The organism is Dermabacter jinjuensis (genome assembly GCF_902381725.1).
GTDB lineage: Bacteria > Actinomycetota > Actinomycetes > Actinomycetales > Dermabacteraceae > Dermabacter > Dermabacter hominis.
The window spans coordinates 1,604,681-1,625,992 of the sequence record NZ_LR698963.1 but is presented as its reverse complement, the minus strand read 5'-3'; the positions used below and the strand labels follow the sequence as shown (position 1 = coordinate 1,625,992).

22 protein-coding genes and 1 tRNA gene are annotated in these 21,312 nt (G+C 62.0%); 6 read left to right on the top strand and 17 right to left on the bottom strand.

The window, feature by feature from the left end; all coding sequences use genetic code 11:
• Nucleotides 1-42: 42 nt before the first annotated feature.
• The 4 genes from FXY94_RS07205 to FXY94_RS07190 all read right to left on the bottom strand — a co-directional run bounded on the left by FXY94_RS07205 (nt 43) and on the right by FXY94_RS07190 (nt 3,459).
• On the bottom strand, nt 43-669 hold the full coding sequence (locus FXY94_RS07205; protein WP_016664369.1) for a 50S ribosomal protein L25/general stress protein Ctc: 627 nt from the start codon (nt 667-669) through the stop codon (nt 43-45).
• A gap of 225 nt (nt 670-894) precedes the next feature.
• Nucleotides 895-1,875 carry a ribose-phosphate diphosphokinase gene (locus FXY94_RS07200; RefSeq protein WP_016664368.1) on the bottom strand — a complete coding sequence of 327 codons (981 nt, stop codon included), beginning with the start codon at nt 1,873-1,875 and terminating at the stop codon, nt 895-897.
• Nucleotides 1,876-1,879: 4 nt separating this feature from the next.
• The gene (glmU, locus tag FXY94_RS07195; protein ID WP_016664367.1) at nt 1,880-3,340 is read right to left on the bottom strand and encodes a bifunctional UDP-N-acetylglucosamine diphosphorylase/glucosamine-1-phosphate N-acetyltransferase GlmU; all 1,461 of its coding nucleotides are present in this window, start codon (nt 3,338-3,340) and stop codon (nt 1,880-1,882) included.
• Nucleotides 3,341-3,387: 47 nt separating this feature from the next.
• Nucleotides 3,388-3,459: transfer RNA gene (locus tag FXY94_RS07190), tRNA-Gln, on the bottom strand.
• 87 nt (nt 3,460-3,546) lie between these two features.
• Between FXY94_RS07190 and FXY94_RS07185 the strand changes: the two genes are divergently transcribed.
• From FXY94_RS07185 to FXY94_RS07170, 4 genes are all read left to right on the top strand, one after another.
• On the top strand, nt 3,547-4,206 hold the full coding sequence (locus FXY94_RS07185; protein WP_232049693.1) for a TetR/AcrR family transcriptional regulator: 660 nt from the start codon (nt 3,547-3,549) through the stop codon (nt 4,204-4,206).
• Nucleotides 4,207-4,281: 75 nt separating this feature from the next.
• Nucleotides 4,282-5,493, top strand: coding sequence for an SPFH domain-containing protein (locus FXY94_RS07180; protein WP_016664365.1), 1,212 nt, complete (start codon nt 4,282-4,284; stop codon nt 5,491-5,493).
• Nucleotides 5,490-6,836 carry a hypothetical protein gene (locus tag FXY94_RS07175; protein ID WP_016664364.1) on the top strand — a complete coding sequence of 449 codons (1,347 nt, stop codon included), beginning with the start codon at nt 5,490-5,492 and terminating at the stop codon, nt 6,834-6,836. Before FXY94_RS07180 ends, FXY94_RS07175 begins: the two co-directional genes overlap by 4 nt.
• Nucleotides 6,833-7,168 (top strand): hypothetical protein, encoded by a 336-nt coding sequence (locus FXY94_RS07170; RefSeq protein ID WP_016664363.1) that lies wholly within the window; start codon nt 6,833-6,835, stop codon nt 7,166-7,168. Before FXY94_RS07175 ends, FXY94_RS07170 begins: the two co-directional genes overlap by 4 nt.
• A gap of 9 nt (nt 7,169-7,177) precedes the next feature.
• Here the strand turns inward: FXY94_RS07170 and FXY94_RS07165 are convergent, their stop codons facing one another.
• From FXY94_RS07165 to FXY94_RS07155, 3 genes are all read right to left on the bottom strand, one after another.
• Nucleotides 7,178-8,983 (bottom strand): ABC-F family ATP-binding cassette domain-containing protein, encoded by a 1,806-nt coding sequence (locus FXY94_RS07165; protein ID WP_016664362.1) that lies wholly within the window; start codon nt 8,981-8,983, stop codon nt 7,178-7,180.
• Between the two features lie 61 nt (nt 8,984-9,044).
• The gene (rsmA, locus tag FXY94_RS07160; protein WP_016664361.1) at nt 9,045-9,944 is read right to left on the bottom strand and encodes a 16S rRNA (adenine(1518)-N(6)/adenine(1519)-N(6))-dimethyltransferase RsmA; all 900 of its coding nucleotides are present in this window, start codon (nt 9,942-9,944) and stop codon (nt 9,045-9,047) included.
• The gene (locus FXY94_RS07155) at nt 9,941-10,903 is read right to left on the bottom strand and encodes a TatD family hydrolase (RefSeq protein ID WP_016664360.1); all 963 of its coding nucleotides are present in this window, start codon (nt 10,901-10,903) and stop codon (nt 9,941-9,943) included. The genes rsmA and FXY94_RS07155 overlap by 4 nt, the downstream gene beginning before the upstream one ends.
• A gap of 213 nt (nt 10,904-11,116) precedes the next feature.
• Here FXY94_RS07155 and rpmF point away from each other — a divergent pair, with 213 nt between their 5' ends.
• Entirely contained in the window at nt 11,117-11,287 is a 171-nt protein-coding gene (rpmF, locus tag FXY94_RS07150; protein ID WP_016664359.1) for a 50S ribosomal protein L32, read from the top strand.
• A 64-nt stretch (nt 11,288-11,351) separates the two neighbouring features.
• On the opposite strand, the gene rsmI is transcribed toward rpmF, so the two are convergent.
• Complete coding sequence (gene rsmI, locus FXY94_RS07145) at nt 11,352-12,221, bottom strand: 16S rRNA (cytidine(1402)-2'-O)-methyltransferase (protein ID WP_016664358.1); 870 nt, start codon at nt 12,219-12,221, stop codon at nt 11,352-11,354.
• Between the two features lie 37 nt (nt 12,222-12,258).
• On the opposite strand from rsmI, the gene FXY94_RS07140 reads away from it, so the two are divergent.
• Complete coding sequence (locus FXY94_RS07140) at nt 12,259-13,848, top strand: dolichyl-phosphate-mannose--protein mannosyltransferase (RefSeq protein ID WP_016664357.1); 1,590 nt, start codon at nt 12,259-12,261, stop codon at nt 13,846-13,848.
• A 10-nt stretch (nt 13,849-13,858) separates the two neighbouring features.
• Here FXY94_RS07140 and FXY94_RS07135 read toward each other — a convergent pair whose 3' ends face one another.
• The 9 genes from FXY94_RS07135 to FXY94_RS07095 all read right to left on the bottom strand — a co-directional run bounded on the left by FXY94_RS07135 (nt 13,859) and on the right by FXY94_RS07095 (nt 21,299).
• Nucleotides 13,859-14,326: an S-ribosylhomocysteine lyase gene (locus FXY94_RS07135; protein WP_016664356.1), complete on the bottom strand. Its 468-nt coding sequence runs from the start codon at nt 14,324-14,326 to the stop codon at nt 13,859-13,861.
• Nucleotides 14,327-14,365: 39 nt separating this feature from the next.
• Entirely contained in the window at nt 14,366-14,974 is a 609-nt protein-coding gene (locus FXY94_RS07130) for a LysR family transcriptional regulator substrate-binding protein (protein ID WP_016664355.1), read from the bottom strand.
• A complete protein-coding gene (locus tag FXY94_RS07125) occupies nt 14,971-15,459 on the bottom strand; it encodes a DUF4870 domain-containing protein (protein WP_016664354.1) in 489 nt (162 codons plus the stop codon). The genes FXY94_RS07130 and FXY94_RS07125 overlap by 4 nt, the downstream gene beginning before the upstream one ends.
• Nucleotides 15,452-16,354: an inositol monophosphatase family protein gene (locus FXY94_RS07120; protein ID WP_016664353.1), complete on the bottom strand. Its 903-nt coding sequence runs from the start codon at nt 16,352-16,354 to the stop codon at nt 15,452-15,454. The genes FXY94_RS07125 and FXY94_RS07120 overlap by 8 nt, the downstream gene beginning before the upstream one ends.
• A 71-nt stretch (nt 16,355-16,425) precedes the next feature.
• The gene (locus tag FXY94_RS07115) at nt 16,426-17,445 is read right to left on the bottom strand and encodes a sulfate/molybdate ABC transporter ATP-binding protein (protein WP_016664352.1); all 1,020 of its coding nucleotides are present in this window, start codon (nt 17,443-17,445) and stop codon (nt 16,426-16,428) included.
• Nucleotides 17,442-18,245: a molybdate ABC transporter permease subunit gene (gene modB / locus FXY94_RS07110; protein ID WP_040386921.1), complete on the bottom strand. Its 804-nt coding sequence runs from the start codon at nt 18,243-18,245 to the stop codon at nt 17,442-17,444. Before modB ends, FXY94_RS07115 begins: the two co-directional genes overlap by 4 nt.
• A gap of 5 nt (nt 18,246-18,250) precedes the next feature.
• Nucleotides 18,251-19,048, bottom strand: a complete 798-nt coding sequence (gene modA, locus FXY94_RS07105; RefSeq protein ID WP_016664350.1) for a molybdate ABC transporter substrate-binding protein — start codon at nt 19,046-19,048, stop codon at nt 18,251-18,253.
• A 117-nt stretch (nt 19,049-19,165) separates the two neighbouring features.
• Entirely contained in the window at nt 19,166-19,966 is an 801-nt protein-coding gene (gene modA, locus FXY94_RS07100; protein WP_016664349.1) for a molybdate ABC transporter substrate-binding protein, read from the bottom strand.
• Nucleotides 19,967-19,970: 4 nt separating this feature from the next.
• Entirely contained in the window at nt 19,971-21,299 is a 1,329-nt protein-coding gene (locus FXY94_RS07095) for a D-arabinono-1,4-lactone oxidase (protein WP_016664348.1), read from the bottom strand.
• Nucleotides 21,300-21,312: the final 13 nt, after the last annotated feature.

Below are 21,312 nucleotides of genomic sequence, written 5' to 3'. Positions count from 1 at the left end.
CCTGCATTAGATTTCACGATCCGCGAAGTCGCGGATCAGAACTCACTCGTCGTCGCCCTCCGACGACTCCTCGGCAGCATCCTCTGCCGCTTCCTCGTCGTCCTCGGAGCCAGGCGTCTCGAGGTCGGCCTCGTCGACCTGCGGGACCTGGATCGACACCACGAGGAACTCGGGATCGGTAACGAGCTCGGCGTCTCCAAGATCGAGGTCACCGGCGTAGATCGCATCGCCTTCGACCTTGCCCTCAACGTCGACGACGATGTGTTCGGGAAGGCTGAGTGCATCGGCGAGGAGGGTGATCTCCTGAATGTCAACCACGGCAACGGCGGGCGACTGAGGCTCGCCTTCGACGGTCACGGGGATGTCAACCTCAACCTTCTCGCCGCGCTTCACGATGAGGAGGTCGATGTGGAGAATGTCGCGCGAGAGCGGGTGGCGCTGAATGTCCTTGATGATCGCGAGCTCGTTTTCAGCGTTCGGGATCTCAAGCTCGAGAAGAGCGTTCGAGTGACGCGCGGCAAGAGCCGTCGCGTGATACGGGAGCGCGAGGTGAACCGGCTCGGTGCCGTGGCCGTACAGGACCGCGGGGATCTTGCTTTCGGCGCGCATGCGGCGTGCAAAGCCCTTGCCGAAGTCGGAACGGATGTCGACCTTGATGTTCTCGGCCATGTGAAACTCCTTGGGTGTGAAGCGGGGCGAGACGGCGCGCCCCGAGCACGTGGGAGCACGAGCCCAAGGATTCAACCGCGTCGATAACGGAGTGGGTCGAAGCCCCTCCCTCGCCGAAGTACCGTCCAATCATACGGCACGGCCGCGTAGTCACTCGACAAAGTGCGACGTGAAGCGAGGCACGTCACGCCGAGCAGACTGCGCGACCGGTGACAGACGAGGTGATTAGGCGTCGCCGTCGAACAGCGAGGTCACAGAGCCGTCATCGAAGACGGCACGGATCGCACGTGCGAGAAGCGGTGCGATCGAAAGGATCGTGAGATTCTCGAACTGCTTTTCCTCGGGGATGGGCAGCGTGTTGGTCGCGATAACCTCGCGCACCGCCGAATTCTTGAGGCGCTCAACGGCCGGGTCCGAGAAGATCGGGTGCGTCGTGGCCACTACCACGGAGCTCGCGCCGTTCTTCGTGAGGGCTTCGACGGCCTGCACGATCGTTCCCGCGGTATCGATCATGTCGTCGACGAGGATGCAGGTCTTTCCTTGCACGTCACCGATGATGCGCTTCGCAACGGCCTGGTTGGGGCGACGCGGGTCGCGCGATTTGTGCACGAAGGCAAGGTTCACGCCACCAAGGCGCTTCGCCCACTTCTCAGCCACGCCGATGCGGCCGGCGTCTGGCGAGACAACGCACAGATCTTCGTCGCCGTAGGTCGACTCGACGTACTTCGCGAGGATGGGCATGGCCATGAGGTGGTCGACGGGACCGTCGAAGTAGCCCTGAACCTGCGGCGCATGCAGGTCCACCGAGATGAGGCGGTCGATTCCGGCGGTCTTATACAGATCGGCGACCAGTCGGGCCGAGATCGGCTCGCGGCCACGGTGTTTTTTGTCCTGGCGAGCGTACGGGTAGCTCGGGGCGATCGCCGTGATGCGCTTCGCGGACGCGCGCTTGAGCGCGTCCACCATGATGAGGTGCTCCATGAGCCAGTTATTGATGGGAGCCGGATGCGACTGGAGAACGAAGACGTCCGCCCCGCGCACACTCTCACCGTAGCGCACGTAGATCTCGCCGTTGGCGAAATCCCACGCGTCCGTCGGGAGAAGGTCAACACCGAGTTCCTTGGCGACTTCCTCGGCGAGCACGGGGTGGGCGCGCCCCGAAACGAGAACGAGGTGCTTTTCTCCGCTGGTGATGATGCCGCTCATCGTTTTACTTCTCCTCGGTGGTTGCGGTTCGAGAGTCGTGGTCAAGCGCTTGTTCGGCGGCTTCGGCCGCGGCGGTGCCCGTGCGCTTGGTGAGCGTCCACCCCTCGGTAATGCGAGGCTTCGTAGCGTTCACGGCAAGGGCGCCGGGCGGGACGTCTTTAAGGACGATCGTTCCAGCTCCCGTTGCCGCACCGTCGCCGATTGTCACAGGTGCGACGAGGACGCTGTCGCTTCCAACGCGCACGTGTTTGCCGACGACACTCCTGTGCTTGTTCACCCCATCGTAGTTCGCAAAGATCGTTGCCGCACCAATGTTCGTCCCCTCGCCGATCTCGGCATCACCCACGTAGGAAAGGTGGGGAACCTTTGCGCCATCGCCAATCTCCGCATTCTTGGTTTCGCAGAAGCCACCGATCTTGCCGCGGGCGCCGAGAACGGTCCCCGGCCGCAGGTAGGTGAAGGGCCCCACGGTCGCCCCTTCCCCGATGACCGCGCCGAAGCCGTGAGTGCGCACAACCTCGGCTCGGTCGTGAATGGTGACGTCGGTCAGGGTCGTGTCCGGCCCAACGGTTACGTCGCCGCCAATGACACAGTGCCCGTGCAACTGCACGCCGGGGAGGATTGTCGTGTCCTGCCCAATCTCGACTTCGGGGTCGATGAACGTCGAGGAGGGATCGATGACGCTCACGCCGGCGCGCATGTGGCGCACGAGGGTCCGACGGTTCATTTCGACACCGAGCTCGCTGAGTTGGACCCGATCGTTGGCGCCTTCCACCTGGATTGCGTCATCAATGACGTACGCGGTGACTTTTTGCCCCTCGGCACGGGCGATACCGGGAACGTCGGTGAGGTACATCTCGCCTTGGGCGTTATCGGTGCCAACTTTCGTGAGGGCTTCGCGCAAGAATGCCAGGTCGAATGCACAGATTCCCGAGTTGATTTCGGTGATCGAACGCTGCTCGTCGTTCGCGTCCTTATGCTCGACGATAGCTTCGACCTGGGAGCCGTCGGCGCTGCGCACGATGCGGCCGTATCCGGTCGGGTCGTCGAGGTGAGCGGTGAGGATCGACACGCACGATTCAGACTCCTCGTGGGCCTGGACGAAGGCGCGGAGCGTTTCTGACTGGAGCAGGGGGACGTCGCCGTAGGTCACGAGTACGGTTCCGACGGTCGCCTCAACCTTGTCGAGACCGCATTGAACGGCGCGGCCAGTGCCGGGGATATCATCCTGATCGGCGGTGACGACCTCGGGAGCGTTCTGCGCGAGGTGAGAGAGAACCTGTTCACGCTCGTGGCGGACGACCGCGACGATCTCGCCGGCGCCCGTTCCGCGCGCTGCGTTGATCGCGTGCATGAGCATCGAGGTGCCACATACGGGGTGGAGAACCTTGGGAAGAGCGGATTTCATGCGAGTTCCTGCGCCGGCTGCGAGGACGACGACAGCTGCGGGCGAATAATGTGCCACGGAAAGGTGCTCCTTGTGTCCGGTGCGATGAATCCGGTGCTGGATCGTTCCGCGACCAGGACTCGAACCTGGAATACCAGAACCAAAAACTGGGGTGTTGCCGATTACACCATCGCGGATGGGCCCGAGGGCGCCGGGGACAAGCCTAGCCCCTCAAGCCGCGAGAGCGAAAACGGTACGCGCCTCGGCGTGCGAAAATGTTGCACATGTCTGATTCACGTCCCCCTCGCGCTCGCTCTCCCCGCATGACGGGCCGCCAGCGACGCGAGCAGCTTGTCGTCGTCGGCCGCTCACTTTTTGCGCAGAGGGGTTACAACGCGACGAGTGTCGAGGAAGTTGCGGCGAAGGCAGGAGTGTCGAAGCCGATCGTCTATGAGCACTTTGGAGGCAAGGAGGGTCTTTATGCCGTGATCGTCGATCGCGAAACGGATCACCTCCTGCGCGTCCTTGGAGATGCGCTCCACGATGTTCACCAGCACCCCCGCGTACTCGTGGAGAAGGCCGCGCTCGCGTTCTTGACCTATATCGAGGAAAACGAGGACGGTTTCCAAATTCTCGTGCGCGACTCCCCGGCTTCACAAACGTCGGGAACGTATTCGGCGCTTCTCGTGGACGTCGCGAGCCAGGTCGAAGACCTTCTCGTGAGGCACATGCGTGCACAGAAGTACACGTCGCTGCACGCGGCGATGTACGCGCAGATGCTCGTCGGAATCGTTTCTTACACCGGCCAGTGGTGGCTTGAGACGAGTCGCCCTTCGAAAGAGGTTGTCGCGAGCCATATTGTGAACCTCGCGTGGAACGGGCTTCGCGGCCTCGAATCTGAACCGAGGCTCCTCACGACCAACCGACACTCGAAGAAGAAATAACCCCACAGATAACACCGTTTGTCTGTGACCTAGATCCTCTATACTCGGTCCGTCGGCTCTAACAGAGGAGATTTCGTGGGTTTCATCCAGGCTTTCAAGGACGCGCTGGGCGGTACTTTTGCCGATCAGTGGAAGGACTTTCTGACCGTCCCCTCCAACCTCCCGCCCACCGCGGCCCTTTTCCCCGCGGTTCCGCGAGGAACAAACGCGGGGCGCGGCTCGAACACTCGCGGCAGCGAAAACATCATTAGCAACGGATCGCGGATTGTCGTGCCGGCGGGCTACGCTCTCGTCACGCTCCAGGACGGCCGTGTCACCGGCCTCATTACCGAGGCGGGCGGCTACGAGTGGCATTCGGGCGACCCGAATTCCCGCACCGTGTTCGCGAACGACGGCATTCTTGCGTCAACGCTCGAGACGTCGTGGGAGCGTTTCAAGTTTGGCGGCCAACCAGGATCGCAGCAGCTCGCGTTCTTTGTGAGCCTCAAGGAGCTCCCGAACAACCGTTTCGGCACTCAATCGGAAATCTACTGGGATGATCAGTACATGAACGCCCAGGTGGGAGCCGTCGCACGCGGCACCTACACGATCCGCATCGTGGATCCGCTCCTGTTCATCCACAACTGGGTTCCCGCCGTTTACATCTCGGCGAATGCACCAATCTTCGACTTCACCGATACCGAAAACGACGCCGCAAACCAGCTCTTCCAGGAAGTCGTCTCCTCGCTCGCCCCGGCGTTCTCGCGCTACACGAATGACCCGGACAAGAACAACCGCATCACAAAAATCCAGTCGGATTCGCTCGGGCTCGCGGCCTCCCTCTCGAGCGTGGTCGAAGAAAACTACCGCTGGACGACCGATCGCGGCCTCGTCATCGAAAAAGTCGCGATCGCGTCGATTGAGTACGACGAGAACACGCGAAAGCTCCTCAAGGATGTTCAGGCTGCCGATGCGCTTTCGGGCAACCGCAACCAGAGCTTCGTCAACCAGGCTGTCGCGCGCGGCGTGCAGTCCGCCGGCGAGAACGGAGGCGGCACGGGCCTCGCGATGATGGGCATGGGAGCCGGTGCCGTTGGAGGCCTCGTGCAGCCTGCGCAAGCGTCGGGTCCGTTCGCCGGCCAGGGCCAGAGCCCGCAGGGCCAGCAGAGCCAGCAGGCGCAGTCCAACCAAGGCGGCGCCGAGCCGAACCCCGCGGAGAAACTCGCCCAGTTCAAGCAAATGCTCGACCAGGGTCTCATCACCGAGGCTGACTACGAGGCGGCAAAGAAGAAGGCGCTCGGCCTTTGACCTACGCACCCGGCCCGCAACCGGCCCCCATGCCTTCCGAAGGCCCGGGGGCCGGTTCGATGCGCCCCACGCCCGAGGGAGCGCCGAACGTGAGTGGCCCCGACATGAGTGATGCGAATGTCGTCAAGGGCCGGACCGCGTCGCAAGACGTTGTTGATGCGCTCGTTGACCCCACCCCCGAGCACGTCGTCAACACGGCAAGTGGGAAAGCTGACGGCTTCGATAAATGCCCCAGGTGCGGCTCGACCGACATCGGCTACTCGCTCCAGCACCAGGCGCTCGTGTGCCGGTATTGCCGCTTCGAATTCAACGAGAAGGTCGCGGAAACGGCCTTTGGACTCGACTCCCCCATCGAACAGCTGCGGGGCGTTGTTCGCGGCTCGGGTACGCATGACATCGCCGTCGACACCACCGTCGTTACCCTCAAGTGCCAGGGCTGCGGTGCCGAGGTCGTTATCAAAGCGAACGAATCGCTCCAGGCGCGCTGCCACTGGTGCCGCCAGGTGCTATCGATCAACCAGCAGATCCCGAATGGCGCCGTTCCCGATGCCGTGTTGCCCTTCGCCCTCACGCATGAACAGGGTGTCGAAAAGGTACGCGAATTCGCCGGAGATCGTCGATTCTTCGCCACGAGCCAATTCAAGGCAAACTTCACGCCCGAGAACGTCGTAGGCGTGTACGTGCCGTACATGACAGTCGACGGCAACCTCACCGCAACCATCGAGGGGCGAGGCGAGGTCACGCTCCGCCGCTACACGCGCCACATCGGCAACGACCAGGACGAACGAGTCTCGGATATTCGCGAATACACGCTCGGGCGCAAGTTCGATTTCACGGTCGACGACCTCATTGCGGAAACGAACAGTTCGCGCGCGAACATGAACACGAGCATCAACACCAACAATGTGCTCAACGCGATTCTCCCGTTCGATACGAAGAACGCCGTCGCCTACAACTCGAACTACCTTGCGGGCTTCACCTCGGAGCGCCGCGACCTCGATATCGACGACATCGACGACACGGTCGAAAGCAACTTCCTCTCGATCGCTCGCTCACGTGCAGACCTCATGATCCGCGACTACGACCGCGGCGTTCGCTGGGAAAGCGAAGAGCTCGAGATCCACGGCACGCGCTGGGTTGCGCTCTACCTTCCGATCTGGCTGTACAGCTACCAGGACGATCGCACCGGCATGATCCACTACATCGCGGTGAACGGCCGAAACGGCCGCACGATGGGCTCGGTTCCGGTCGACAAGGTCAAGCTGTTCGGCTGCGCTGCACTCGCCGCGATCGCCACCTTCGCCATCACATTCCCCCTCGCGATTGGAGCGGTCGTCCTATGAGCCCCATTCTCACGGCCAGCGGTTCGATCCTCGTCGCCGGCCAGATCCTCGCGGAATCTAGCTCGAGTAGCGGCGACGATGTGAGCGTTGCGGTCATCGCCGCGCCCTTCGTTCTCGCGTTCATCGTCTTCACGTCGATCTACTCGTTCTTCTTCCTGCGCTACCGCAACACCGATAAGAAATATCGATTCGAAAGCGAGACCCGTATCGGCGTGTCGAATGTCCAGGCGTTCGATACTCCCGGCAGGCGTCGCAACGGCGTCAAAAGCACGGTCATGGCAGGGCGCAATAATGGCAATACCCGTGAGCGGGTGCGCCGCATCTCCCCCTAGCGCCGCGTTTCAGCCTTCTTCGATCTGCTCGAGGATCTCGAGCCAGCGCTCCTCGATCTCGGCGATCTCCCTCTCGCGCTCGCGTACTTTTTGACCGAGCGCAGTCAAGCCTTCGAAGTCCGTGGGGTCGTGCTCGGTGAGCTCCGCGTGGATGTTCTCGATTTGCGAGCGGAGCTTATCGATGCGTCGCTCAATCGCACTGGCTTCCTTCTCGGCGGCCCTGCGCTCCGCGCCGGAGAGGCCGCTGGCCGGGGCCGAGGTAGCGTCGGATTTTGCACTGCCTTCGCCCCCACCCGTGCGTTCGCGTTCTTCCTGTGCGCGCAGCGACAGGTATTCGTCCACCCCGCCGGGAAGATGACGGAGAGTCCCTCCCATGACCGCATACTGCTGATCGCTCACGCGCTCAAGGAGGTAGCGATCGTGCGAGACGACAATGAGAGTTCCGGGCCACGAATCGAGCATGTCCTCGAGAGCCGTGAGCATGTCGGTGTCGACGTCGTTCGTGGGTTCGTCCAGAATGAGAACATTCGGTTCGCTCAAGAGCACGAGGAGGAGCTGGAGGCGCCGACGCTGGCCACCCGAGAGATCCTCGACGCGTGTGGAGAGGTGATCCTTGGCAAAACCGAGGCGCTCGAGCAATTTCGCGGGAGTGAAGTCTTTGCCATCGATCGTGAAGGTCGTCTTCGTGCGCGCGAGCACGTCGCGCACGCGCTCGCCAGCGATGTCCTGAAGCTCGCGGAACTGCTGATCGAGGACGGCAATCTCAACGGTCTTGCCGCGCTTAACTCGGCCCTGCGTAGGCTCAAGGGTGCCCGCAATCAAACTGAGGAGCGTGGACTTACCGGCGCCGTTGGCGCCGAGGACGCCGGTACGCTCGCCCGGAGCGATGCGCCACGTGACGTCAGAAAAGATCACGTGATCGCCGTAGCTCACGCCCACGTCAAGGAGGTCAACGACGTCCTTGCCGAGCCGGGCAGTCGCGAGGCGCTTGAGCTCCAATGGGTTCCGCACCTCAGGGACATCCGCGATCAGGGCGTTCGCTGCCTCGATACGGAAGCGGGGCTTCGACGTTCGCGCCGGAGCGCCACGGCGAAGCCAGGCGAGCTCCTTCCGGGCCAGGTTCTGGCGCTTTTGCTCGGTCGCCGCGGCAATACGGTCGCGTTCGACGCGCTGAAGAACATAGGCAGCATAGCCACCTTCGAACGGCTCGACGATGCCGTCGTGAACCTCCCACGTCGACGTGCAAACCTCATCGAGGAACCAACGATCGTGGGTGATGACGATAAAGGCGCCTTGCCCAGCTCCCCAACGCCCTTTGATGTGGCGTGCAAGCCAGTGAATGCCCTCGAGGTCGAGGTGGTTTGTGGGCTCGTCGAGACCGATCACGTCCCAATCGCCCACGAGCAGCTTGGCAAGCGCAACGCGGCGGCGCTGGCCACCGGAAAGCGCGCCGATGCTGCGCTCGAACGGGATGTCGCTCAGCAGCCCCGCAATAATGTTGCGGATCTTTGGGTCTGAGGCCCACTCGTGCTCGGGGGCATCTCCGACGATTTCCTGCCCGACTGTCGAGGTCTCGTCCAAGTTGTCGGACTGAGACAAAAGCCCCATGCGCACGCCGTTCCTCGGCGTCACGCGCCCGCTGTACGGTTCAAGTTCGCCAAACAGGAGTCGAATGAGAGAACTCTTGCCATCGCCATTGCGCCCCACGATCCCAATGCGATCGCCCTCGAAAATACCGAGGGTGACAGAATCGAGCACGACTCGATTCGGGTACTGAAGATGCAGCTGTTCGGCGCCGACAAGAAGAAGACTCACGCCACGAGCCTACGTCCCTGCCGCCCGACCGACGAAACGGCGGGGCCGCTGATGTGATGCTCTAGCCCTCTTCGGCGCGCGCGCTATTGGCGATGGCGATGAACTCCTCGATCGCAAGTGTTTCACCGCGGCGCTGAGGATCGATGCCGGCGCGCTCGAGGATCGCCCCGGCGCGCTCGCCGCTTCCTGCCCACGGCTTGAGCGCGGCCCGCAGAGTTTTGCGACGCTGGAGAAAAGCGTGGTCGATAACGTCGAACACCGCTTCGCGCGGGGCCTCCCCCTCGGCCTGCACGCGGTCGCGGCGCACTCGCACGAGTGCGCTGCCGACGTTTGGCTCAGGCCAGAACACGCGCCTGGAGATACGGCCTGCAAGTTCGCTACTGCCGTACCACGCAGCCTTCGCGCTCGGCGCGCCATAGATTTTTGAGCCGGGCTTTGCGGCGATCCGCTCGGCGACTTCGAGCTGGACCATGACGAGCGCCTCGGTGATGACCTCGAAGCGCTCAAGGATGGTCAGGAGGATCGGGGTCGCAACGTTGTAGGGAAGGTTCGCGACGAGCCGTGTGGGAGCGCTGGGTGCACCGTCCGGAACCGGAAGCACGGTGAGTGCGAGCGCATCCGCATGTACGAGCGCGAGGCGCGAGCTCTCCAGCTGCTTCGCCGCGACGGTAGACGGCAGGAGCGCGGCAAGGGCCTCATCGAGCTCGACTGCCCCGACAAATGCACCCGCATCGAGAAGACCGAGCGTGAGTGAACCGAGCCCCGGCCCGACCTCAAGCACGACGTCGCCGCGCTTCACGCCCGCGCGTTCGACAATCGCGCGCACGGTGTTGGCATCAAGCAGGAAGTTTTGCCCACGCTTCTTCGTGGGTGTGATCCCACGCTCTTCGGCAAGCGCACGAATATCGCGCGGGGTCAGAAGACGCGTACCGCTATCGAGCGCGCGCGAAGTGCCGCTCACCCCTCTGCCCCCGCGAATCCGTAGACCTCTCGCTCGGTCGCGAGGACTCCCGCACATGCCTCCTCGAGGCTCAGGCCCTTCGCCTCAGCGATCACGCGCATCGTGTGCGGAATGAGGTAGCTCGAGTTGGGGCGGCCGCGGAAAGGCTCAGGCGTGAGGAACGGGGCATCCGTTTCCACCATGATGCGGTTGAGAGGCGTAATGGCAAGCGCCTCGCGAAGATAGGCGGCGTTTTTGAAGGTCGAGGTACCAGAGAAGGACAGGTACGCGCCACGATCGAGGGCCTCGCGCGCAAACTGCGCGTCTCCGCTAAAGCAATGAAAAACCGTGCGCTCCGGGGTGCCCTCGGTATCGAGAACGTCGAGAACGTCGCGATGCGCGTCACGATCGTGGATTTGCATGGGAAGGCCCTTTTCTTTCGCGAGCGCGATATGCATGCGAAAGCTTTGGATCTGCGCATCACGCCGTTCGGGCTTCTTGCGGGAGGTGCGGAACCAGTCGAGCCCGGTCTCGCCAATCGTCACCATGCCGGGAGTGTCGAGAAGTTCGGAAATCTCCGCTATTGCCTCGTCAAGAGAGCAAAGTTCCTCGCCGTTGCGTCCCTTGCCGGTTACGACATGATTGACCGCATCATTCGGGTGGATCGACACACCCCCGCGCAAGCGCTCTGCGACGAACGCTCGGTGCTCGGAGGGAATGTGCTCGCCGCGCAAAACGTCGGCCGTCCACCGTGCTGAGACGAGGTCGCAGCCAATCGTGATGATGCCGCGTACCCCGGCACGCTCTGCCCACGCGACGTGTTCTTCGATGCCGTGTGACCCCTCACCGTCGGAAAAGTCGAGGTGTGCGTGGTTATCAATCACGGGGCCGGGGAGAGGCTCGGGGGCCTCCGGCCACGTCAGATCGCGAGTGTGGCCGCTTTCGGCGGTTGCAGAACGAGAGTTCACTGCGTTGCTCATGGGGCCATCCTAGTGCGGGGCAAGCGTCGGACCCCGCGCCCGTGAAGCCCAACACACGCGAAGCCTCCTCGCGCGCGCAAAAGCCAAAAATATGCTTAGATTGATTCCTGTTGTGCGCGAGCACTCCCCTTTGGCGATCCCGTGGGACCCAGCCGGGGAATCTAGCCCGTGCGCCACCCCGATTTTTCACGCAGTTCGAGCAAGGAGCGCATCATGGCAGTGCCTAAGTTTAAGATGTCCCGGGCCCGCACCCGTTCGCGCCGCGCGAACTGGAAGGCCGAGACCACCGATCTCGTCAAGGTTACCGTTCGCGGTCGTACCGCCTCGGTTCCGCGCCGCCTCGCGAAGGCGTACCAGCGCGGCCTCATCGAGATCGACGGCTGATTTCAGCACTTCGCGAAAGGGCGCCCCACTTCACGGTGGGGCGCCCTTTCAGCTATAAGGAGGGCTATCCCCCGTTCTTGTGCGCGAGGGCTGCGTCGTAGAGCTCTCGTGCGGATACCCGCTCGTGTTCGCGCGCAACGGCCTTCGCGGCGTCCTTGAGGCGCTCCCCCGCCTCGGCGCGCGCGAGCACGAGTGCCGCCAGATCAGCCGGGTCCTCCTCTCGCGGCGGGGCCGGCGCCACAACGATCACGATCTCGCCGAGTACCTCGGTTTCACGCGCCCACGCGGCGAGCTCGGCAAGGGTTCCCCGCATGATCTCTTCGTGGGTCTTCGTGAGCTCGCGTGCAACGCACGCCTCTCGTTCGGCTCCGAAAACGTCGACCATTGCCTCGAGGCATTCGCGCGTGCGTCGCGGAGATTCGAAGAAAATTAGTGTGCGTGCCTCGCGTGAGAGGCTCTCGAGCACAGACAGACGCTTGCGCGACGTGCGCGGAAGGAAACCTTCGAAGGCAAAGCGATCGGGGGCAATTCCCGAGTGCACAAGCGCGGTGAGAGGCGCGGAAGGACCCGGGAACACGTCGACGGCGATGCCTTCGCGGGCAGCGGCATCGACCGCCCGAAAACCTGGATCGGAGACCACCGGCATCCCCGCATCGGTGACGAGCAGCACCTTTTGCCCGCTTCTCGCCGCCTCAAGGAGGGTCTCGGTGCGCTCGACTTCGTTGTGTTCGTGATACGCGAGCGTGCGCGCCGTTAGCCTGATGCCGAGCTCGCTCGCCAGCCGCTTTACGCGGCGCGTATCCTCGGCAGCGATCAGATCAGCTTCTCGCAACGCTGCGACGAGCCTGAACGACGCATCGAGGGGATTTCCGATGGGCGTTGCGGCAAGTGCGATATTTCCCGGTGTGAGCACGGTTTTGTTCTCGGTTTCCACCGTGCGATCCTACCGCGCGGCCCTTTAGGATGGGCTCGTGAGTGATACACGTGCGAGTGGAAGCGGCGGGTCTTCGGTGTCCCCGATGACAGGCAAGCGAGCGGCGCGCCCATCAACGGAGAAAGCCCGCGGGCCATTCGGACTTACCGAGCGCACCACGACGTGGATCCTCGCGCTCGTCCTTGTCGTATGGTCTGGGGCTCTGCGCCTCTATAAGCTCGGCCACGTCAAGACCCTCATCTTCGATGAGGTCTATTACGTGCGCGACGCCTATACGCTCCTTCGCGAGGGCAACGAGCGCGCGTGGGCGAAGGACGTCTCGAAGGCTGCGTTCGAGCGCGGCGACATCGACTCCTATCTTCCCGACCCCCAGTACGTGGTGCATCCGCCCGTCGGCAAATGGGCGATCGCGCTCGGAGAGTGGGCCCTCGGTGCGGACAACCCGTGGGGCTGGCGCATCTCCGTGGCGCTCGTGGGAACGCTGGGCGTCCTCATGCTGTTTTTGACGGTCCGACGCCTGCTCGGCAACACTGCTCTCGCGTTTCTCGCGGCCTACCTGCTCTCCATTGACGGAGTCCACCTCACTCACTCCCGCACGAGTTTGCTCGACCTGATTCTTGGGTTCTTCTGCCTCCTCGCGTTCTACTTCCTCCTGCGGGATCGCGATCAATTTCGCGATGCGCTCGGGAGGATCGAGGGGGCTGCGGAGGGCTTCGGGCACGTCACAGGGGTGCGCTGGTGGCGTATCGCCGCGGGAATTTCGCTCGGCCTCGCATGCGGCGTGAAGTGGTCGGGGCTCTATTTCGTCGCGGTATTCGGCATCATGACGGTGCTGTGGGACTGGGCGGCGCGTCGACGCTTCGGCGATCCTCGCTGGAAACTTCGCGGCTTCGCGCTCGATGCTATTCCCGCCTTCTTCGCGATCGTCGGCAGTGCACTCGCAACATACGTGCTCTCGTGGAGCGGCTGGTTTGCCTCCAAGGACGGGTACTTCCGCAACTGGGCGGCGGAGAACGGGCACGCGTCTAACCCGGTGACCGAGGCGCTTGCGTCACTGTGGCACTACCACCAGGAGGCGTACTCGTTCCACGTTGGGCTCGACTCTACGCACACGTATGCCGCCAAACCTTGGCTCTGGCTCCTCCAACTCCGCCCGACGAGCTTCTACTACGAGTCCTACACGTACGGCGAGTCGGGCTGCGAGGTCGAAAAATGCTCGGCAGCCATCACGAATCTCGGCAACCCGTTCATCTGGTGGTTCGGGGCCGTTGCGCTTCTCGTCACGCTCGTAGTCGCGATCGTACGGCGAAGCGGCACGGCCGGGGCGATCCTCTCGGGGATTATCGCGGGCTATCTCCCGTGGTTCCTGTACCTCGACCGCACGATCTTCCAGTTCTATTCGGTCGTGTTCGAACCGTGGCTCATCATGGCGATCGTTTTCGTGTTCGCACTCATGCTCGGGACGCGCACGGCTTCACGTGCAAGGCGCCGCATCGCAATCTTCGCGATCGCCTCACTCGTGGTCACGATGACGCTTGCCTCGGCGTTCTGGTGGCCACTGTGGACGGCCCAGGTCATTCCTTACGACCTGTGGCGCGCCCACATGTGGTTCGATTCCTGGATCTAGCCCGGGCTCTTTAGGCTGCCGCCTCGACCTGGAGCCACTCGCTCTTCTTCTCGAGGAAGCTCTGTGCCGCTCTCTTCGCACCTTCGAGGCTATGGTGGGCGCCCCATCCGCACTGGATCTCGTTCGCCGCGGGAACGGCTTGTGCCTCTAGCAGGTCGTTGAGCGTGGCCTCGACGAGTGGCGCCACCTCTTCGGGCGTGTGCTCGCCGCGCATGAGCAAGTAGAAGCCGGTGCGGCAGCCCATGGGCGAAATATCGAGGATGTCGTCGCTGTGGTTGCGAGAAAACTCCGCCATCATGTGCTCGAGCGAATGGACAGTCTCAGTTTCGAGGGCGTCAACGTTCGGCTGGGTGAAACGAATATCAAACTTCGTGAGCGTGACGCCGCCGAGATCTTTGCGATCAGCGACACGGATGTACGGGGCCGCGACGGTGCGGTGGTCAAGATTAAAGCTTTCAACGTTCATACGCTCGTTCATCGCGTTTTCCTTTCGGAGGTCGAAGTCTTCCGTGCCATCCTATCGACGAGAACTACGGGCGGTGCGCCCCCGTACCACGCCCTGAAACTCCTGGCGCACGTCATCGTCGGCACTTTTTGGCCACGCGAGGACGATTCGGGTTCCCTCACGCTCGGCGAGGGGCCTGTGGGTGACGTCCTTGCGGGCATGCAACCGAGCAAGGGACATGGGCATGATGGCATAGCCATTACCTGCGGCGACGGTCGCGACCGCACCTTTAGGCCCGCCGCATTCTTCGAGGCTGAACTGATGTTCACCTTCAAGGTCGCTCTCGGTGAGTTCCTCGCTGAGGCTCAGCGGATTGTCTTTCGCGACTACCGCGACGGGCCGTTCTTCCCAGAGCGGCACTGCATGAATATCCTCGCGCTCGAGAATGGGCCCTTCCGCGCGCGGGGCGCTGTTCCACGGAAGCCGCGCGAATACCATGTCGACAGCCCCGCATGCGAGCGCTTCCTCGGGGGCGCGGTCATCGAGCGGGACCAACTGCAACTCTGGTCGCTTGGGATCGGTGTGCCAGCGCCGCGCGAAGACGTCGGGCTCAACCCCGGGAATGAACCCCACGCGAAGCGCGCCGCCCGCAGCACCCGGCGCGCTTTCAGCAAGCTTCACTTGATGATCGCAACGGTGAAGGGATAGGTGTATGCCTCGCCGTTGTTCGCCTTCAACGCGGCAATAATCGGTATCACGATCGTCGCTACCAGAATCGCCAGGCCAATGATCGCAGCGATCAGGATGAAGACGAGCGGGACGAGAAGGAACGAGAGGAAAGTCCCCAGGAAGAAGAAGCCCCACGCGATGAGGCTGTAGACGAAAAGGTTGATCGCGAAGTTCAGTGCGCCCGCGGACGCATTGCGAACGAAGGGGCTCTTGTCACGATAGATCAGGTAGATCACGAGCGGCCCGACCCACCCGAGCCAGCCGGCCGAGACCAGAGTCGCAATGAGCGTACTGAGGTGCGCGAGAATGGCCCAGGTGCGCTCATCACTCGTCACGCCACCGGGGCCGGTAGGGCCGCTAAAGCCAGGTGCGCCAGTGCCCTGGCCGCCGGACGTGGGATTGCTAAAGCCGTATGGATTCGAGGGTTGGTCACTCATGGTGGGCTCCTTCATTACGTAGGGATCGTTCACATCGAGAAGCGTGGACGCGCTCAAGCAAGGAATCGAGCTCCTCGTAGCGCTTCTCACTCGTACAGGCGACATACGCCGGGCATTCCTGAGGTGGGATCGCCTCCGCTCCGTCGACGTCACCCGGGCTGCACGTCCACGTGCGAATACTCCCGCCAGCTTTCTCAATGATATGGAAGCCAGCAGCGATATCCCACGGATTAATGCTCGTGAGGGTCGTGGCATCCGCCCACCCCGCGGCCACGAAGCACAGTTCGAGCGCCGCCGAGCCAAGGTTTCGCACTGCCCCCGCGCTTTCGAGCAAGGCGAGCCTCTCGCGTTCGGCGAACGATCGATCCTCGCAAAGATCGCGAAGTCCCGGGAATCCCGTGAGAACAAGTGCATCCGCGAGTGCTCGTTCGGGATTGGGGCCAAGTCGCTTTGTTCCCAGGTACGCGGCAGTGTCATCGGCCCAAAACTCCATGCCGAGGGCAGGTGCATTCACAACACCGCCCACGAGCACATCCTCGACCGCCACGCCAATCGAGATGGCGTACAGCGGATTGCCGGTCGCAAAGTTCGAGGTGCCGTCAATAGGGTCAACGTAAAACGTGACGGCACTCGTGCCCTCGCGGGTTCCGCCCTCTTCACCCACGATTCGGGCATCCGGGCAGTTCGCGAGGAGTACCTCGCGAATGCGGTCCTCGCACGCGCGATCGTGAGCGGTCACAATATCGTGAGCATTCGCCTTGTATTCGCGCTCCACGGGACCTCCGCCAACCTCAGCGAGGTAGCTCGCGGCTGCCGCGGCAGCCTCACGCGCAAATGCAATAAGCCCCGCGAGCTCAGTTACATTCCTTGCAGTGGCGAAAGAATTCGTGATCACGCCTCCATTCCATCACGAAGACAATCGTCAACCTGGAAGCGGGCATCAATGACCAGGCCCTACCAACGATCTCAGCGTCGACGCTCAACCTTGACGAGCCCCGTTTGTTCAATCGTTGCGACACGCCCCTCCGCGACTGTGCCGCGCGCGCTGCTCAACATACTCAGCTCGACGGGGACATCTTCGAAATACGCCACGGGGCAAGGGCCGATTCGAGAAATACCGCGAATGCGTCCTGCTCCGGTACCGTCGGCGTGGTCTCCCACACGTAAGCGCAGCGCGCGAGGGTCGATCAAGGCACGCCCGGGGCCCAGCCCACACTCCCCCATCGTTGCAAGCGGAACTCCGCCGCTCGTTACGAAAACTCCGCGCTCTCGCATCTCGCCGTCAACCCATTTGAGTCCCGCGAGTTCCGCGAGAAACTCGGATCTCGGAAATGAAAGGGCATCGTCGGCACTGCACTCTTCGGTTACGTGGCCATCCTCGAGCACACACACTCGATCCGCCCACGCGAGAAGATCAAGAACATCATGGGTCACGCACACAAGAGTCCGCGTTTGCGCGAGGTCAGCCACGAGACCTCTCATTTCCCTTGCGGCGCGAACGTCGAGAGCCGCGAGCGGCTCATCCAGGAGCAGCACACGTGGTTCAACCGCAAGAGCCCGCGCGAGCGCACATTTTTGCGCTTGACCTCCCGAAAGCGTGCGAGGTCGCCGATCCTCAAACCCCTCAAGACCCACCTTCACCGCAAGTTCACCGGCTACTTCGCGGGCCTCGCGCCGTTTCATCCCTGCACTCACAAGACCGTAAGCGATATTGTCAAGAACGCTCATGTGATTGAAGAGATGCGCTGTTTGAGAGAGATAGGCAAAACCTCTCTTGTGAAGCGGTGTTCGGCTGAAATCCTCACCATCAATCGCTAAGCGAATTTCTCCATCGCGCGGAGCGGCAAGATGCCCAGCGAGCGCCTCAAGCATCGTGGACTTTCCCGCCCCATTCGGACCCACGAGAGCAACGTGCTCACCGGCATCGATACGGATGCAAGCATCAACAGCGCGGCCGGGAATACGAACCGCGAGATCTAGACTCATCGAGCATCCGCCTCACGTTGAAGCGGTCCACGGGCATAGGCAATTGAAACGACCACGAGTGAAAAAATGACGAGGATTATCGAAAGGCCCACGGCATCGGCAATGTCTCCCTCACGGGCAAGATAGATCTGCAGCGGGAGCGTGCGCGTCAAGCCGGCGAGCGACCCCGCAAACGTTAGCGTCGCCCCAAATTCACCGAGCGAGCGCGCGAGGGCCAAAGTCGCAGCGATAAGAATCGACGGTGCGAAGCGCGGAACGGTAACGGTACGAAACACGCGCATCGGCCGAGCACCTAGGCTCGCCGCTGCACGCTCCTCAGCAAACCCACTAGCGCGAAACGCACTTTCGAGGGTGAGTACTACAAACGGGAGCGAAACAAACACCTGCGCTATGACGACGGCGCTCGTCGTGAAGACAACTCGGATGCCGGCACTCTCTAAAAGCGGAGCGAGAAGACTCTGGCGCCCGTAAGCGAGCAAAAGGGCAATTCCTGATACCACGGGAGGCAGAACAAGAGGCACGAGCACAAGTGCACGCAAGAGCACTGTGAGCGGACCGGAAGAACGAGCAAGCTTGAGCGCAAGCGCGAGCCCAAAAGTTGTCGATATGAGGCACGCGAGCGTCGCCGTCACAAGCGAGAGGACTGCCGCCGAGCGATTTTCGGGACCTGCAGCGAGATCGGCAAGGCTGCCCCAAGGCGTCCCCAGGGCAAGCGCCACGATCGGAAAAACAATGCTCAGACCCGCCATCACGGCAAGAAGCCCAACGAGCATCGGGGTTCTCGCACTCTCACGACGCACCGGGCTCACTCTCCCTTTTGGAAACCAGCTTCCGCTAGTGCCTTTTGGCCATCGTCACCAAGGACGTAGTCCACAAATTTCTGCGCAGCCTCGCTTCGCTTCGCTTTTTGGGCTTCAACCGTCACAGCGATGGGGTATTCATTTGCGAGCGATTCGGCCTCGGGGATTTCAAGTCCGTCTACTTTTTCAGGCGCGGACGCAACATCTGTCTCGTACACAAACGCAACATCGGCTTCGCCAGCCTTCACGAGTCCCAGAGTGTCGGTCACCGAATTCTGCTCGGTATCAAAATCGATCTTGGGGTCCCCAGCAGCCATGAGCACCTTATCCGTGAGGGCACCACACGGCACCTCACTCGCACACCTCACGACCACGAGCTCGGGCCGAGATGCAAGGTCATCGAGCCCTGTAACCTTCTTCGGGTTACCCTCCGCGACAGCGATTTCGAGGGAATTACGGGCAAAGATGCGAGGAGACGAGGACACTAGATTCTTTGACTCCGCCGTATCCATCCACTTCTTTGAAGCAGAGGCAAAAACATCTGCGGGAGCGCCACCATCCATTTGAGTAACCAGATCCTGCGATCCGGCAAACGTAAAGACAACATCGATATCCGGGTTCTTAGCCTCGAACTCCTTCTCGAAGCTCTCGAAGGTGTTCTTGAGCGAGGCTGCGGCAAAAACCGTGACCTTCGTGCGACCTGGTGAAGCGTCGGATGGCGCACCTCCGTCGGTACTTCCACAACCTGCGAGCGACGCCGCAGCGAGCATCGCTGCAGCTCCAGCACCTGCCATGCGTTTCATCGAATCCATCCTCCATGAAGGAAATCGAAAATAGGGGCAGAGAACAGCTTATCGAGGTCGAGCTCATAACTCTCAACTGCATAACCTTCGAAGGAGTGGTAGGCAGGCACGCAGCGCTCATTTCACGGGTCGAAAGCCAGCATCAACGATCGTCATTTGCCCCTCGTGGCTGAGGACAAGGTCAACGTACTTCTGCGCGGCCTCGCTTCGAGTGCTTTCCTTCGCGTCCTTCGTCACCGCAATTTCATACGTGTTCGAATGAAGCTGCGCACCCGCGAGGTCAACTCCGTCAACCGCGTCTTCAGCGGAAGCGACGTCGCTTTCATAAACGATGGCGGCATCGGCCTCCCCCGCCTTCAGAAGCCCGAGAGCATCCCTGGAGGATTGCTCCTCTGTATCAAAACGGAGGTCGTCGAGAAAAGCGTTCCTCACGAGCTTATCCGTGGCCTCACCGCACGGAACCGCGCTCGCGCACCGCACAGCGACAAGTTCGGGGCGCGCCGCGAGATCCTCGAGGTCTTCGATGTTCTTCGGATTCCCTTTCGCGACGGCGAGCTCAAGTGTGTCAAGCGCAAAAACCTCGGACGAATACTTCGGCACGAGCCCCTTGTCCTCCGCCTGGTTCATCCACGTGGTCGAAGCTGGCGCGAATACATCCGCTTGGGCACCTTCACTCATCTGCGTGACGAGATCCTTCGACTCGGCATAGGTGAAGACAACATCAATACCCGGGTTTGCCGCTTCAAAATCCTTTTCGAGGTTCCCGAAAGCGTCCTCAAGCGAGGGTGCCGCGAAAACCGTGAGTTTCGTGCGAGCTGGCGAAGCGTGTGAGCCCGTCCTTTCGTCACTGCCACCGCACCCTACGAGTGACACGACAACGAGCGTTGCTGCGGCCAGAGCGCTTGCCATGCGCTTCATCGCGTCATCCTCCAAGAAGGGAATCGAGATACGGCGTTGAAAACAGCCTATCGGGATCGAGTTCATTCCTCACGGCTACAAAATCGCTCCACCGCGGGTAGAGACCCCGCAGCTCAGCTTCCCGCAGCCAGTGCATCTTCCCCCAGTGCGGCCGGCCCCCCAACTCAGCGAGAGTATCGTGAACGACTCGGAGATAGTCGTCGCTCTTCGCGTGAAGAGGATTGTGAGCGGCGATGTACACGGTGTCCCGTTCACTCGCCGTCGAAAGCCACACGTCGTCGGCTGCAGCTCGGCGAACTTCGAGTGGAAAGATGGGCGAAGGCGTCGAACGCTCGAGCGTACGCGTGAGCACATCAAAGGCCTCGTCGAAGCGGCTCGCGGGAATCGCCATTTCACACTCGCGAAAGCGCGTGCGGCGTGAGGCAACGAAGAGTCGGTATGGCAAGTGCACAGCCTCCCCTGCTGGCATGAGCGTTGATACCGCACCTGAGAGTGGCCCCTTTGTGGCCGGCACGGCCTGAACGAGTCGATTTGCGAGCGCAAATGCGCCATTCCCAACGACTTCGCTCTCGATAAAGTCACGTACCCGTCCCATTCCTTTGTTCGACGACTCCGCAGGGACGTGGTTAAGTTCGCGCACGATTGCTCTGCGCCCGCCTGGTACGAAGAAAAACTCCTGATGATCCTGAACGGTACTCGTCTCAAGGAATCTCGCGGCAGTCTCCTTGAGAGGCGCTGCATATTCTCTCCTGTGGAGCTTGTAAAGCGGCATCGTGCGAAGTCGCACCTCCACAATGATGCCGAGGGCGCCCAGACCCAGCCGTGCGGCCTCGAAAAGATTCACGTTGCGTTCGCGGTCCGCCCACACAGAATCGCCGTTCGCCAGCACGATCTTGAGACCGGTCACTAACCCGGAAACCCCCGTGAACCGCCCACCGGTTCCATGGGTACCGGTACTGATCGCCCCCGCAATCGACTGCCGGTCGATGTCCCCCATGACCTCGAGCGCGCGCGAGTGCGTCGCGAGCATCGGTCCAATTTCCCACAGGCGTGTGCCACCGCGCAGCGTCACATCTCCCGTGTCCTTATCGAAGCTCACGAGGCCGCGATACCGATCGAGGGTCAAGGTCACGCCATTCGGCTTTGCGACGGGCGAAAAAGAATGTCCGGCACCAATAGCTCGAAGGGCTGTCCCATGGGCAGTTGCCCGCGCGATGTGGTGCACAATTTCTCGTTCGCTACGGGGGTGCACAACCTCCGTAGGCGAGAACTCCACATTTCCCGACCAGTTCGCGCGAATCTCGCGCGCCGAGCCTAAAGCGACCTTTGCCATGCCCCAGCCTTCC

Coding starts and splice junctions, on each gene's coding strand:
- FXY94_RS07095 (WP_016664348.1), bottom strand. CDS start 21,299: ATGGCAAAGGTCGCTTTAGGCTCGGCGCGCGAGATTCGCGCGAACTGG.
- FXY94_RS07115 (WP_016664352.1), bottom strand. CDS start 17,445: ATGAGTCTAGATCTCGCGGTTCGTATTCCCGGCCGCGCTGTTGATGCT.
- FXY94_RS07135 (WP_016664356.1), bottom strand. CDS start 14,326: ATGAACGAGCGTATGAACGTTGAAAGCTTTAATCTTGACCACCGCACC.
- FXY94_RS07155 (WP_016664360.1), bottom strand. CDS start 10,903: ATGAGCAACGCAGTGAACTCTCGTTCTGCAACCGCCGAAAGCGGCCAC.
- FXY94_RS07200 (WP_016664368.1), bottom strand. CDS start 1,875: ATGAGCGGCATCATCACCAGCGGAGAAAAGCACCTCGTTCTCGTTTCG.
- FXY94_RS07170 (WP_016664363.1), top strand. CDS start 6,833: ATGAGCCCCATTCTCACGGCCAGCGGTTCGATCCTCGTCGCCGGCCAG.
- modA (WP_016664349.1), bottom strand. CDS start 19,966: ATGAAGCGCATGGCAAGCGCTCTGGCCGCAGCAACGCTCGTTGTCGTG.
- modA (WP_016664350.1), bottom strand. CDS start 19,048: ATGAAACGCATGGCAGGTGCTGGAGCTGCAGCGATGCTCGCTGCGGCG.
- rpmF (WP_016664359.1), top strand. CDS start 11,117: ATGGCAGTGCCTAAGTTTAAGATGTCCCGGGCCCGCACCCGTTCGCGC.
- FXY94_RS07125 (WP_016664354.1), bottom strand. CDS start 15,459: ATGAGTGACCAACCCTCGAATCCATACGGCTTTAGCAATCCCACGTCC.
- FXY94_RS07205 (WP_016664369.1), bottom strand. CDS start 669: ATGGCCGAGAACATCAAGGTCGACATCCGTTCCGACTTCGGCAAGGGC.
- FXY94_RS07185 (WP_232049693.1), top strand. CDS start 3,547: ATGTCTGATTCACGTCCCCCTCGCGCTCGCTCTCCCCGCATGACGGGC.